This is a genomic window from Corynebacterium confusum (assembly GCF_030408715.1).
Classification (GTDB): domain Bacteria; phylum Actinomycetota; class Actinomycetes; order Mycobacteriales; family Mycobacteriaceae; genus Corynebacterium; species Corynebacterium confusum.
In genome coordinates, this window is record NZ_CP047202.1 from 895391 (window position 1) to 908090 (window position 12700).

Sequence of the window (12700 nt, forward strand, 5' to 3'; positions counted from 1 at the left end):
TGGGTTGCCGAGCCGCTGCTCGTGTTGTCGGTGTCTCGAGAGACGCAACGCGTAGACTTTATCGCCGTTTCCAACTGCGTGGCAGACTATGTCTCGTGGAGAAACCAAACAAGCAGCACTACTCCTTCGAGGCGAAGAAGGAGGTTGTAGAACGTCATCTTGCGGGTGAGTCGATGATGGATCTTGCCCGAGAGTTCAATCTTTCATCCGACCACCTCGTCAAGGACTGGGTGGCTAAGTGGCGCAGAGGCGGCGACGAGGCTCTGCGCCCGAAGCCGAAGGGCAGGCCCAAAGGATCGGCTGCGCCGAAACGCCTCACGGAAGAGGAAAAGCTTCGCCGCCAGGTTGAGCGGCTGGAAGCGGAAAACGCCTACTTAAAAAAATTGCGAGACTTGAGGAACCAGGGACACGCCTGAAAGCCCAGGCAATCGTCATCCTCGAGCGTGTCAAGTTGTTTGTGTGTGGGGCTGGGTTTATAGGTATTTGTCGAAGCGGTCGGGATAGGCCACGGCCATTTGGTTGATGGCTTGTTTCCAGCCGGAAACTCGGGCTCCTTCCATAAGTCTGCCGGCTGTTCTTGAGACTCGTTTGCCTTGCTTTGCTCTCTTGGCGGCTCGTTTGTCTTCAATGTTGCAGATCATCAACCACAGCGTCTTTAGTGCTGATTCATCGTTGGTGAACTGCACCCTGTTGCGAGTGGCTTTACGCAGCTCATTGTTAAAAGATTCAATGGAATTCGTTGTATAGATGACCTTTCTGGCTGCTGGTGGGAACTGCAGAAACGGGACAAACCGGCCCCAGGCGTCCTGCCAGACCTTGACTGAGCGGGGATACTTCTCACCCAGCTCGGAAGCCTCGAATTCGTCTAAGGCCGCCTTAGCTGTGGACTCGTCTGTAGCGGTGTAGACCTTCTTCAACGCGGCTGATACAGCCCGGCGATCCCCGTAGGCCACCCACCGGTTCGCGGCACGAATCAGGTGCACGATACAGGTTTGTACCTAGAGTTCGGCCAGGTCGCCTCCACTGCCTCTGGTAGGCCTTTGAGCCCGTCACAGCAGACGATAAAGACGTCTTTAACCCCACGGTTGGACAGGTTGGCGCACACTTGCGCCCAGAATGAGGCACCTTCTTCCTTGGCAATCCACAGACCCAAAATGTGCTTAATGCCGTCAAGGTCCACGCCGATTGCCATGTACGCGGACTTGTTAACTACTCGGCCGCCATCGCGGACTTTAATACGCAGCGCGTCCAGAAACATCACGGGGTAGAACTCGTCTAGCTGGCGGTTTTGCCACACCATGACTTCATCCAAGACGGCGTCAGTAACTGCAGAAATCGTCTCATGGGAAATATCAACCCGCATCGCAGTTGCCATGTGGTGCTGGATATCCCTAATGGTCATCCCGCCGGCATACAAGCTGACAATCATGTCATCGACATCAGTCAAGCGTCTCGAGCCTTTAGGGACCATAGTTGGGATAAACGTCCCAGTCCTGTCTCTGGGGATATCCACGGTGACCGGCCCGTAGTTAGAATCCACGGTCTTTGGATACGTTCCGTTGCGGTGATTGTCTGTCCCAGCTGCAGCTTTGCCGCTCCTATCACCAGACTCGTAGCCAAGGTGGGCATCCATTTCCGCATTCAAACCTCTGGTAATCGAGGCTTGTAGCATGCCCCGAACCAGGTCATTGGCATCCGTTGTCGACGTGCCTAGGTCATCAATCAGTTTCGCGATTTCAGGGTTAGCAAGCAGCTTCTTTTCAATCGCATCAATCTTGGCCTTATCAGCCGGATCTCGTCTCGTCACAGTAGTCATTCTGGTCCATCTCCTTATGCGGGTTAGGTTCCCACACACAAACCATCAGACACTCTCGACTATCAAGGCCTTCCGGGTCGAGACGAAGGTCATTGGCAACTTGTCCACTGAGATTGACCACGCCTACCGGAACCGGCGAAAGATGAGCTTCGTCGAAGCTGTTCTTGACCCCTTGAGTACTGTGGCTTCCTACATGGCACTTCTCGCGGTCGTCATGTTCGGGTCCATTAGGTTAAACAACGGTGATTTGTCGGGAGAGGCACTTACTATCTTCGTCACCGCACTATTCCTGATGCTTGCCCCCATCGTGCAGGTGTCTCAGTCCCTCGGAACCTTCTTTGAGGCTAGGGGAGCACTGAGCAGAATTAACCAGCTCTTCGATCTCGAAGTTGAAGATTCAGTTGGACACGGTTGACTTCCAGAGCTTTGGCCCACCCCCTTAGGATCCATTGAGTTCGAGTCGGCATCGTACAGCCGAGAGGGCCGAACCATCTTAGATAGCGCAACTGTAACGGTTCGACCAGGCGGGAAAGTGGCACTCACAGGAGCTTCTGGTGCGGGAAAAACCACAATATTCAGTCTTCTACTGAAATTCTATGACACCTCGGCCGGCCACATCCGTGTCGGAGGGCGGGAGCTTAGGGACTGGAACAGGAAGGATCTTCGCACTGTGATCACCTACGTCGAGCAGGAACCTGACTTGCTTTCGGGAACACTCAGAGAAAACCTTACCCTCGGGACAGAGCAAAGTTTCGATGACGAAATTCTTATCACATTGCTAGATCAGTTCGGACTGGAAAACTTCGCCAGTACCGACGGTCTAGACCGGTTAGTGGGATCCGGCAATAGCGGGTTGTCCGGAGGAGAGCGTCAGCGAGTTGCCATCATCCGTGCTGTCCTTCAAAGATCGCCGGTCATCCTTGTAGATGAGCCGACATCCGCTCTCGATTCAATCTCAGCAGAGTTGTCAATGAACAGGCTCTTGGAGACTGATTCCACAGTCATCTTTACCTCCCACGATGCAAACATTGTGAATCTGGCAGAACGGATTTTAGTGGTCACCGAAGGGAGAATCGTCGAAAGCAGAACACAGATAAATTTCCCACGGTTCAACGCACAGGACATTTAGGTACACTAAAGGACACAACCAGATTTCCTCCCGCATGCCCTTCCCATCCAGGAGAGATAATGGATATGAAAAGAAGATTAATTGCTGTGGTCACCGGTTTCGCTGTAACTTTTTCGGGAGTTTCAGTGGCTCATGCTAGCGGTGCTGATAGTGTTGCCAGCGATTTTGGGTTGGCGCTTCAGGCGGCTTCTCCTGAGCCTCAGGAGGCCTCTCCTGAGTTGGACGATCAAGTTTCAATTGATTCTGGGGTCGTAAGCGCATCGACGACAGACGGGAAAGAAGCCTTTCTTGATCTTCCCAATAAGGAACTTGACTCATTGGGCCTAGATGAATACTCAACTTCGCCTAGTGGTGCTTCCATTGCAGTTACGGATGAAGGAGGAGGAGCTTTCCGATCTCTAATTCATATTCCTAGCCTAGAATCAAATGGCGAGTTCGAATTTTCATTTTCTAATGATATGACTCTCACTTACTTGCCTGATGGCGGAGTCGCAGTTCGAGATAATGACGGGGATATCTTGGGCACCCTTGATGCACCTTGGGCTATAGATGCGACAGGTGCCTCGGTCAAAACGTGGTATGAAATTCGCCAAAGCACGATAGTCCAGCATGTCGTACCGAATTCTTCAACGCAATTTCCCGTAGTAGCAGATCCCTTTTGGATCCCGTTCTTGGGCATCGTAGGTGGTCATCTCACGCGCCATGCATTGACCCAGATGGCTAAGCGGAAGATCACTAAAGAGCTAGTCGAGCACGTTATAAAAACAGGCAGAACAAGCAAAGGTAACGGGAATACCACCGTATTTAACGGAAACGGGATTCGTGTTGTCGTTGATAATGTAAGCGGAAATGTGATTACCGTTACGAAAGCCTAATTATGAATTTTGATTATGACCCAGAAGCTGATGCAGCTTATCTGACCATAACGCAGTCAGGTACCCTTCCGGAACAACAGATATCGGGAATAACTACAGAAGGAATGGAGGGAGAAATAGAGATAGACATTGATAAAAATGGAAAAGTTATTGGTATTGAGTTTGTGAAGGCTTCCTTGATTCTTCCTTCAGATTTCCTTGAGAAGTTAAACCGAACATCTTAATTCTAGCTCTCGTTTTGTCACGAGACAGGAATCTGTCCCCCTTCCCCGGTTGCTGCAGAATAATGTGGAATCCTGACACAGTCGTGATTTCAGACGAAGCTGGTATGAGTCTTGGAGTTCATTTATGGGCGTTGTAACCCCATAAATGAACTCCAGTATAAATACCGTCACAATGCCATCGAGGGCCACGGATATACGCGTTTATCCGTGGCCCTCATCTTTGTTTCATCTGCGTCCCAACGTCTGCCGCTGTCGCACTCATTGATGCCTATGAGCACGCCTACAACGTCGCTCATACCCACGGCGGTGCAGGCCGCGACAACGAGATGCCGCCGATGCGCGATCGCCAGACGATGGCGCGACGAGTTCGCGGCTACGTCACTCAATCTAAGAGCGCTGCTTACAACGGCTCGAGCACTCCAGGAAAAGCCACGAGTAGCGAACGCAAAGCACTAGCCACCATGGGACGCAAAGGCGGACAGAAAGCCGCACAACGCTGGAAAACAGACCCTGAGGGTAAATATGCGCGGTTGTGTCCTTTAGTGTGGTGTATCTGTAGCCCGCGGTAAGCCTTGTGCCGGTGCACAGCAAGGCGACCATCGCGGGTACCTTTCGAATCAACTCTTACTGAAGTGTCCCAGGTTTTGTTCCGTTTGAGTAGATGGGAAAATCTGGAATATGCCAAGGAAATTTGACCAGGATGCCAAGGACCGTGTGGTCCGTCTCGTGGAAGACCGCATCTTGGCGGAAAATATGTCGATGCAAGCCGCGTGCCAGGCAGTGGCGCCGAAGCTGGGTGTGTCATGGCATACTGCTCGGCAGTGGACACAAGCTGCTCGCCGCGACGGTCGTATTGCCGAGCCGTTGCCCGAAGACCTCGTGGCAGAGGTAGCCAAGCTTCGACGTGAGAATCAAGAACTTCGCGACACCAATGAGTTGTTGAAAGCCGCCTCAGCTTTTTTCGCATCCGAACTCGACCCAAAACGTTAAGAAATGATCCGATTCATCGATGAGCATCGGAATCGTTTCTCAGTCGAGTTCATCTGCCAGACGTTAAACACACACCGTGTTGGCGGCTTCCTTACCTTTTGTGGGTACCGCCAATCCAAGGCCCGGGGCTTAAGCTCCCGCGCTTTTCGCGACGCTGCCCTAGTAGAGCGCATTACCGAAGTTCATAAACAAAACTACGGTGTCTACGGGATTCGCAAAATGTGGCGCGTGCTGCGCCGCCAGGGCATTGACATTGGACGCGAGCAAACAGCCCGGCTGATGCGCAGTGCTGGACTGTCCGGCAAGGGCAAAGGTGGGGCACCAATCACAACACGCAAACCCAAGGGTCCGGATCATCGCCCTGACTTGGTAAAACGTGAGTTTAAGGCCCCTGGCCCTAATCGGCTGTGGGTGGCGGACATTACCTACGTGCGCACCCGAAAAGGCTTTGTGTACACCGCGTTCGTGACCGATGTATTCTCCCGGAGGATCGTCGGATGGGCGCTGTCCGATTCGATGCGCACCGAAGCCTTGCCGCTGCAGGCGTTGAACCAGGCAATCGTGTGCGCTAAGGAAACAACGGGCTTGATTCACCATTCAGACCACGGCTCACAATATGTGAGCATCGTCTACAACGAGCGCTTGGCCGAGCACGGTATCGCAGCGTCCACTGGGACGGTGGGGGAGTCCTATGACAATGCTTTGGCTGAGAACGTCAACGGCTCCTACAAGAATGAGCTGATTCATAGGCGAACGTGGGCCGATGTCGTCGACGTGGAAATCGCGACGTTCGAGTGGGTGAGAGCGTGTCAAGTTGTTTGTGTGTGGGGCTGGGTTTATAGGTATTTGTCGAAGCGGTCGGGGTAGGCCACGGCCATTTGATTGATGGCTTGTTTCCAGCCGGAAACCCGGGCTCCTTCCATAAGCCTGCCGGCTGTTCTTGAGACTCGTTTGCCCTGCTTCGCCCTCTTTGCAGCTCGTTTGTCTTCAATATTGCAGATCATCAACCACAGTGTTTTAAGCGCTGATTCATCGTTGGTGAACTGCACCCTGTTGCGAGTAGCTTTACGCAGCTCGTTGTTAAACGACTCAATGGAATTCGTCGTATAGATAACCTTTCTGGCCGCTGGCGGGAACTGCAGAAACGGGACAAACCGGCCCCACGCGTCCTGCCAGACCTTGACTGAGCGGGGATACTTTTCTCCCAATTCAGAGGCTTCAAATTCGTCCAAAGCAGCACGGGCTGTGGGTTCATCCGCAGCGGTGTAAATCTTTTTTAACGCCGCCGATACACCCCGACGATCCCCGTAGGCTACCCACCGGTTCGCGGCACGAATCAGGTGCACGATACAGGTTTGCACCATCGAGTTCGGCCACGTTGCCTCGACTGCTTCAGGCAGGCCTTTCAGCCCGTCACAGCAGACAATAAAGACGTCTTTGACCCCACGATTAGCCAGGTTAGAGCACACCTGCGCCCAGAAGGAAGCGCCTTCTTCCTTGGCGATCCACAATCCTAAAATGTGCTTGATGCCGTCGAGGTCCACGCCGATTGCCATGTACGCGGACTTGTTGACAACCCGGCCGCCGTCGCGGACTTTAATACGCAGCGCGTCCAGGAACACCACGGGGTAGAACTCGTCTAGCTGGCGGTTTTGCCACACCATGACTTCATCCAAGACGGCGTCAGTAACTGCAGAAATCGTCTCATGGGAAATATCAACCCGCATCGCAGTTGCCATGTGGTGCTGGATATCCCTAATGGTCATCCCGCCGGCATACAAGCTGATGATCATGTCATCGACATCGGTCAAACGCCTCGAGCCTTTAGGGACCATAGTCGGCAAGAATGTTCCAGCCCGATCCCTAGGGATATCAACGGTAACTGGCCCGTAGTTAGAATCCACGGTTTTTGGGTAGGTTCCGTTGCGGTGATTGTCTGTCTCAGCTGCAGCTTTAGCTGCTCTATCGCCGGACTCGTAGCCAAGGTGAGCATCCATCTCAGCGTTTAATCCCCTAGTAATCGAGGCTTGTAGCATGCCCCGAACTAGGTCATTGGCATCCGTTGTCGATGTGCCTAGGTCATCAATGAGTTTCGCGATTTCAGGGTTAGCAAGCAGCTTCTTTTCAATCGCATCAATCTTGGCCTTATCAGCCGGATCTCGTCTCGTCACAGTAGTCATTCTGGTCCATCTCCTCATGCGGGTTAGGTTCCCACACACAAACCATCAGACACTCTCGTGGGTGAATTGGTGGAACGAGTCAAGGCTCCACCAGAGCCTGGGCTACCGCACGCCGGCTGAAGTCGAAACCGAATTTTGGGAACACCACCCCAGTCGAGAAATAATGGAAATCAAGGCACAAGCCTAGGAACAAAACCCGGGACACTTCTCACCGCTTGGACTACCTCCTGGATGCGGCCGGCATGGCACGCTCGACATTCTTCTACCACCAAAAACGACTCACCGCACCGGATAAACATGCCGAGCTCAAACAAGCGATCCGGGACAGTTTTCAGCGCAACAAACACCGCTACGGCTACCGGCGGGTACTGCTCGACCTGCGTAACCAGGGCTGGGTGGTCAACCACAAACTTGTCTACAAGCTCATGCGCGCCATGGGCTTGAAAGCCAAGATCCGCCAGCGCAGGCCCTACATCTCCTACACTGGCACAATCAGCTACATCGCTGAGAACACACTCGAGCGCAACTTCACCCCCGATAGGGTCAACACTGTCTTCGTCAGCGACGTCACCGAGTTCAAAGTCGCTGGCCGCAAGGTGTATCTTTCACCGGTGATGGACCTGTTCGACCGCTCAATCGTCGCCCGCACAGTGGCCACATCGCCGTCTACGGCGTTTACCTCGGCTTCGTTGGCGCAGGCGATCAAAGCGTGTGCTCCAGAGCCGGGCTGGATGATCCACACCGATCAAGGATTCCAATACCAGCACTCATCATGGCGCACCCTGATTAGCCAGCACCAGGGAGTCCAATCGATGTCACGCAAAGGCAACTGCTACGACAACGCGGTCATGGAGAACTTCTTCGGCCACCTGAAAACCGAGATGTACCACGGAGAAGCCTTCGACACCGTCGCAGAGTTCAACCAGGCAATCGACGAGTACATCCGGTGGTACAACACCGAACGCATCCAACAACGACTCAAGGGGCTAACCCCGATGCAATATCGAAATCAGACCCTTGAAGCCCTAACCGCCTAGAATTAAACCAGTCCAACTTTCGGGGGCCAGTTCAGTCTTCCCGGGGCCGTTTCTGGTTGTGGCGGCACCGCCTGTGGTGTTGCGATGGCGCCTTCTTTTTTAACACCCGCCCCGCCGCGCCGCCGCTGCGTGACGGGGCGGCCACGCTAGGATAGTGGCTTATATGGCACGCGAGAAGAAAACCCCCAGCAAGCGGCGCACCACCGTACCGGTCGCGTCGCGCTCTGCGGGGCGCTCCGGCCGGTCTGCGCGCCCGCGCCCGAAGGCTAAGCGGAAGCCGGACCGCCTGGATGTCGCCGGCTTTACCGTCATCGTCGCCGTGCTAGTGGTGGTCCTAGCCGCCATCGCCGTGCCGCTGCGTAACTTCTACCAGGGGCGCTCCGAGATCGCGCGGCTCAACGAGTCGATTGCCGCGAAGGAAGCCGAAAAGGCGCAGCTGCAGGAAGAGATCGACCACTACCAGGACGAGGACTTCGTCAAGCAGGAAGCCCGCCGGCGCCTAGGCGTTATCGAACCGGGGGAGACCGCCTACCGCATCCTGGACTCGCAGATGAGCCCGGATCACTCGGTGACCACCGGCAAGGACGCCGTGGAGGAGAGCAAGTCGTGGTACGCAGTGCTCTGGGACTCGCTCTCGGAAGGCGACGAGCCGCGTTCGGTGGTCTCCGGCGGGCCGAAGGATACGGGGAACAACCAGGACGAGACCTCCGAGGGCCCGGTCTCTTCGGCCGTGGAGGAGGTCATCGAGGAGTCCCACAACTCCCCGGAGCAGCCGGATCCCGTGGACCAGGGCGCGGATTACGCGCCGCAGTAGCGCCCCGCGCTCACGCCGGTGGGGAGTCCGTGAGACAATAGTGTCTATGACCGTGACAGATAAGGACCTCGCCACCGTCGGCCAGCAACTGGGCCGGACTCCGCGGGGTGTGCTGGAAGTTTCCTACTACACCCCGGACGGCCAACCCGCCGTCATCAAGACCGCGCCGAAGCTGGAGGACGGCACCCCGTTTCCCACGCTGTACTACCTGACGGATCCCCGCCTGACCGCGGAGGCCTCCCGCCTCGAGGTCGCCCACGTCATGAAGTGGATGGAAGCGCGCCTGGCTGACGATGCCGACCTAGCCCGTGACTACCGCGCCGCCCACGAGCACTACCTGGCCGAGCGCAACAAGATTGCCGACCTGGGCACGGATTTTTCCGGCGGCGGGATGCCCGACCGGGTCAAGTGCCTGCATGTTTTGATCGCCTACGCGCTGGCCGAAGGCCCGCAGCACTTCCGCCTGGGCACCGAAGCCGTGGCACTCGCCGCTGAGCACGGTGAGCTGCGCGGCAGCGCCATCCCCGCCGACTGGCCGAGCGTGGCCGATCTCGGTATCGACATGAAACAGTTTGACTTCTCGAATACCTAAACCGGGCTTCTTACCTCCTCATTCACCCGCTCGAGCAACTCGCCTAAGGATTAGACACCAGCATGACTCGCGTAGCAGCAATCGACTGTGGCACCAACTCCATCCGCCTGCTCATCTCCGATGTGCAGCCCGGCGGCAAAGTCAAGGACGTCACCCGGGCCATGGAAATCATCCGCCTGGGCAAGGGCGTGGACGCGACCGGGGAAATCTCCCAGGAGGCCCTGGGCCGCGCGCGCACCGCGCTGGAGCAATTCGTTCAGCAGATGAAGTTCGAACAGGTCAAGAAGGTGCGGATGGTTGCTACCTCGGCGACGCGGGACGCGAAGAACCAGCAGGAGTTTTTCGATCTGGCCGCGGAGCTCCTCGGGGAAATCGAACCCGGGGCCTGTGCGGAGGTCATCACCGGGGAAGAGGAGGCGCGCCTGTCCTTCAACGGCGCGGTGAGCGACCTGGCCCCGGAGCGCGCGCCGTTCTGCGTCATCGACCTGGGCGGCGGTTCGACCGAGTTCATCGTGGGCGATGAGGACGGTACCATCGACAGCTCGCACTCCGCGCAGATGGGCTGCGTGCGCATCACCGAGCGCATCATGCCCTCCGATCCGCCGTCGGACACGGAGATCGAAATCGCCAAGGACTTCGTCGCCGAGAAGATGAAAGAGGTCTCCCAGCTGGTCAACGTGGACAAGGCCCAGACCTTCGTGGGCTGCGCCGGTACGTTCACCACCCTGTCGGCGCTGGCGCAGGGCTTGGAGCGCTACGACGCGGATGCCATCCACGGCACCGAGCTGCGTTTCGATGCCCTCCGCGTACTCCTCGACCAGCTCATGCACACTCCGGCCGATGAGCGCGTCCTCAACCCGGTCATCCACCCCGGCCGCGCCGACGTCATCGGCGGCGGCTCGGTGGCGGTCGAGGGGATCATGAACCTCATCGAAGAGCACAACGATGCCCGCTCCTTCATTGTCTCCGAAAAGGACATCCTGGACGGCATCATCGCTGGCCTCGTCGCCGGCATGGACGCCTAGGGCTCTTCGCCCAGAGCAACCGGCCCAGGGCAACCCGCAACCCCGTTTTCACCCGGGGCCGGTGGTGAATTAGACTCTAGAGGGTTGCACAAGCCCCTATAGCCCAATCGGCAGAGGCAGTTGACTTAAAATCAATTCAGTGTGGGTTCGAGTCCCACTGGGGGCACCACTACCAGCGAAAACACTTCGCCGACACTGCAAAAACCTCGTTTAGTGTCCAAAAAGTGTCAAAAATTCTCCACTGTTGATAGGAACAACGGCCCCGGTGCCCGCCCAGCCCAGCCAATAGCGCCTAGCCGCGCCCATAGGTGGAGCCGGGGCTTGGACCGTGGTGGGTGCCCCGCGCGTCGAAGTTCCGCAGGTCGGGAAGCCGCAGGACCCGCTCACTGCACTTTCAAGTTGACAGCGCCGCAAGTGTCCAGCATTGTTGACTTATCACGATTATGCCGCACGTCCCTTGCCAGGGGCGTGCGGCCCTTTTTAATTTGTTTTTCCAGGAGGTTGCCGGATGACCACGCCCGATCCGCGTTCCCGCTCCCTGTCAGGGGAGACCACGCTCATCATTTCGGTGCTAGCACTGACCACGTTTGTGATGCTGCTTAACGAGACGGCACTGTCGGTGGCCCTGCCGTCCATCATGGCGGAATTCGAGGTCACCTCCGCGGTCGCGCAGTGGCTGCTGACCGGCGTCTTGCTGACCATGGCCATCATGATGCCGATGACCGGCTGGATTCTGGACCGCTTCACCACGCGCTCGGTCTACTTCTTCGCGGTCGGCGCTTTCCTTATCGGCTCCGCCGTGGCGGCCTTTTCCCCGGCGTTCGCGATTTTGCTGGGCGGTCGTGTCCTCCAAGCCGTCGGCACTGCTATCCTCCTGCCGCTGCAGATGACCGTCGTCATGACCGTCGTGCCGCCGAAGGTGCGCGGCACCGTCATGGGGGTTATCGCGATCGTCATGGCCGTCGGCCCAGCCCTGGGGCCGACGTTCGCCGGCGCGGTCATGTCCGTGTCGACCTGGCACACCACCTTCTGGATCATGGCCGCCCTCGTCGCCGTGGCCGCGGCCTTTGCAGCCTGGAAGCTGCGCAACGTCAGCGAGCTCAAGCGCGCCCCGCTCGACGTCCTCTCCGTGGCGCTTTCCGCCATCGCCTTCGGCGGCTTGGTCTACGGCCTGTCCTCGGTCGGTGTGCTCATCGACGGCGGCGACGGCGCCGGCGTGGTCATCGGCGTGTCCATCGCCGGCGTTGTCGGCCTCGCGCTGTTCATCTGGCGCCAGCTCACTCTGGCCCCGAGCGGCCGCGCGCTACTGGATCTCACCCCGCTGACGGTCAAGAACTTCGTCGTCGCCATCATCGTCATCGTGCTCTTCCAGGCAGCGATGCTGGGCATGGCCAACACCCTGCCGCTCTACCTCCAGGGCGCGCTGCTGACCACCGCGTTAGTCGCCGGCCTGGCCTCCCTGCCCGGCGGGCTCGTGGAGACGGTCCTTTCTCCGATCGCCGGCGCTTTCTACGACCGCGTCGGGCCCCGCCCGCTGGTCGTTCCCGGCACCATGATCGGCGCGGCGGCGCTGCTGTGGATGGGTACGGTCAATGAGGAATCCCCGGTCTGGCTCCTGGTGGTGCAGTACACCATCTTCGGCGTCGCGATGGCGCTGTCTCTGACCCCGCTGATTACCACCGCGCTGTCGTCGCTGCCGTCTGAGATCTACTCGCACGGCTCGGCCATCCTCAACACGCTGCTCCAGCTGGCTGGCGCGGCGGGCATCGCCGTGATGATCGCGATCTTCGGCCACGTCGCCGGCGCCGATGGGGGAACTCGCGCAGCCCAGGGCGACGGCGCAGCCACCGCCTTCATGGTCTGCGGCGGCCTGCTGGTGGTAGCCGTCATCGCCGCGCTCTTCCTGCGCAAGCCCGAGGACCACGGTGAGGTCAAGACCGTGGAGAGTGCGGAGCCGGCCTAGAAGACCGCGGCTAGCACGACCTAAAACAATGCTGAGGCCTTAAGAGGCAGTTTGA

At 57.5% G+C, this 12700-nt stretch carries 11 protein-coding genes, 1 tRNA gene and 5 pseudogenes; 15 read left to right on the top strand and 2 right to left on the bottom strand.

Annotated features, from left to right (window positions below; all coding sequences use genetic code 11):
• Positions 1 to 69: 69 nt before the first annotated feature.
• Positions 70 to 442, top strand: a pseudogene (locus CCONF_RS04235) (helix-turn-helix domain-containing protein); the annotation flags it as partial.
• Between the two features lie 31 nt (positions 443 to 473).
• Here the strand turns inward: CCONF_RS04235 and CCONF_RS04240 are convergent.
• Positions 474 to 1816, bottom strand: a pseudogene (locus tag CCONF_RS04240) (IS256 family transposase).
• A 100-nt stretch (positions 1817 to 1916) separates the two neighbouring features.
• On the opposite strand from CCONF_RS04240, the gene CCONF_RS04245 reads away from it, so the two are divergent.
• From CCONF_RS04245 to CCONF_RS04270, 7 genes and pseudogenes are all read left to right on the top strand, one after another.
• Positions 1917 to 2231 (top strand): 6TM ABC transporter family protein, encoded by a 315-nt coding sequence (locus tag CCONF_RS04245; RefSeq protein WP_290225566.1) that lies wholly within the window; start codon positions 1917 to 1919, stop codon positions 2229 to 2231.
• 75 nt (positions 2232 to 2306) lie between these two features.
• Complete coding sequence (locus CCONF_RS04250) at positions 2307 to 2945, top strand: ATP-binding cassette domain-containing protein (protein WP_290226248.1); 639 nt, start codon at positions 2307 to 2309, stop codon at positions 2943 to 2945.
• Positions 2946 to 3004: 59 nt separating this feature from the next.
• Positions 3005 to 3820, top strand: coding sequence for a DUF4258 domain-containing protein (locus CCONF_RS04255; protein WP_290225568.1), 816 nt, complete (start codon positions 3005 to 3007; stop codon positions 3818 to 3820).
• Positions 3821 to 3822: 2 nt separating this feature from the next.
• Positions 3823 to 4044 carry a DUF2283 domain-containing protein gene (locus CCONF_RS04260; protein WP_290225570.1) on the top strand — a complete coding sequence of 74 codons (222 nt, stop codon included), beginning with the start codon at positions 3823 to 3825 and terminating at the stop codon, positions 4042 to 4044.
• A gap of 254 nt (positions 4045 to 4298) precedes the next feature.
• Positions 4299 to 4574, top strand: a pseudogene (locus tag CCONF_RS11505) (replication initiation protein); the annotation flags it as partial.
• A 102-nt stretch (positions 4575 to 4676) separates the two neighbouring features.
• Positions 4677 to 5034 (top strand): annotated as a pseudogene (locus CCONF_RS04265) (transposase).
• Between the two features lie 3 nt (positions 5035 to 5037).
• Entirely contained in the window at positions 5038 to 5901 is an 864-nt protein-coding gene (locus tag CCONF_RS04270) for an IS3 family transposase (RefSeq protein ID WP_290225575.1), read from the top strand.
• On the opposite strand, the gene CCONF_RS04275 is transcribed toward CCONF_RS04270, so the two are convergent.
• Entirely contained in the window at positions 5871 to 7214 is a 1344-nt protein-coding gene (locus CCONF_RS04275; protein ID WP_290222401.1) for an IS256 family transposase, read from the bottom strand. The two genes, CCONF_RS04270 and CCONF_RS04275, sit on opposite strands and share 31 nt — an antisense overlap.
• 16 nt (positions 7215 to 7230) lie before the next feature.
• Here CCONF_RS04275 and CCONF_RS11550 point away from each other — a divergent pair, with 16 nt between their 5' ends.
• The 7 genes and pseudogenes from CCONF_RS11550 to CCONF_RS04305 all read left to right on the top strand — a co-directional run bounded on the left by CCONF_RS11550 (position 7231) and on the right by CCONF_RS04305 (position 12645).
• The gene (locus tag CCONF_RS11550; protein ID WP_435384090.1) at positions 7231 to 7401 is read left to right on the top strand and encodes an integrase core domain-containing protein; all 171 of its coding nucleotides are present in this window, start codon (positions 7231 to 7233) and stop codon (positions 7399 to 7401) included.
• Between the two features lie 16 nt (positions 7402 to 7417).
• Positions 7418 to 8251, top strand: a pseudogene (locus tag CCONF_RS04280) (IS3 family transposase); the annotation flags it as partial.
• Positions 8252 to 8414: 163 nt separating this feature from the next.
• On the top strand, positions 8415 to 9065 hold the full coding sequence (locus CCONF_RS04285) for a septum formation initiator family protein (RefSeq protein WP_290225577.1): 651 nt from the start codon (positions 8415 to 8417) through the stop codon (positions 9063 to 9065).
• Positions 9066 to 9111: 46 nt separating this feature from the next.
• Positions 9112 to 9657, top strand: a complete 546-nt coding sequence (locus tag CCONF_RS04290; protein ID WP_290225579.1) for a DUF501 domain-containing protein — start codon at positions 9112 to 9114, stop codon at positions 9655 to 9657.
• 62 nt (positions 9658 to 9719) lie between these two features.
• Positions 9720 to 10682 (top strand): Ppx/GppA phosphatase family protein, encoded by a 963-nt coding sequence (locus tag CCONF_RS04295; protein WP_290225581.1) that lies wholly within the window; start codon positions 9720 to 9722, stop codon positions 10680 to 10682.
• A gap of 92 nt (positions 10683 to 10774) precedes the next feature.
• A tRNA-Leu gene (locus tag CCONF_RS04300) sits at positions 10775 to 10851 on the top strand.
• 339 nt (positions 10852 to 11190) lie between these two features.
• On the top strand, positions 11191 to 12645 hold the full coding sequence (locus tag CCONF_RS04305) for an MDR family MFS transporter (RefSeq protein WP_290225583.1): 1455 nt from the start codon (positions 11191 to 11193) through the stop codon (positions 12643 to 12645).
• The last annotated feature ends 55 nt before the right edge of the window (positions 12646 to 12700 follow it).

Excerpts from the sequence above, each read along its gene's own strand:
- CCONF_RS04285 (WP_290225577.1), top strand. The coding sequence starts at position 8,415 with ATGGCACGCGAGAAGAAAACCCCCAGCAAGCGGCGCACCACCGTACCG.
- CCONF_RS11550 (WP_435384090.1), top strand. The coding sequence starts at position 7,231 with ATGCGGGTTAGGTTCCCACACACAAACCATCAGACACTCTCGTGGGTG.
- CCONF_RS04295 (WP_290225581.1), top strand. The coding sequence starts at position 9,720 with ATGACTCGCGTAGCAGCAATCGACTGTGGCACCAACTCCATCCGCCTG.
- CCONF_RS04260 (WP_290225570.1), top strand. The coding sequence starts at position 3,823 with ATGAATTTTGATTATGACCCAGAAGCTGATGCAGCTTATCTGACCATA.
- CCONF_RS04270 (WP_290225575.1), top strand. The coding sequence starts at position 5,038 with ATGATCCGATTCATCGATGAGCATCGGAATCGTTTCTCAGTCGAGTTC.
- CCONF_RS04275 (WP_290222401.1), bottom strand. The coding sequence starts at position 7,214 with ATGACTACTGTGACGAGACGAGATCCGGCTGATAAGGCCAAGATTGAT.
- CCONF_RS04305 (WP_290225583.1), top strand. The coding sequence starts at position 11,191 with ATGACCACGCCCGATCCGCGTTCCCGCTCCCTGTCAGGGGAGACCACG.
- CCONF_RS04290 (WP_290225579.1), top strand. The coding sequence starts at position 9,112 with ATGACCGTGACAGATAAGGACCTCGCCACCGTCGGCCAGCAACTGGGC.
- CCONF_RS04255 (WP_290225568.1), top strand. The coding sequence starts at position 3,005 with ATGGATATGAAAAGAAGATTAATTGCTGTGGTCACCGGTTTCGCTGTA.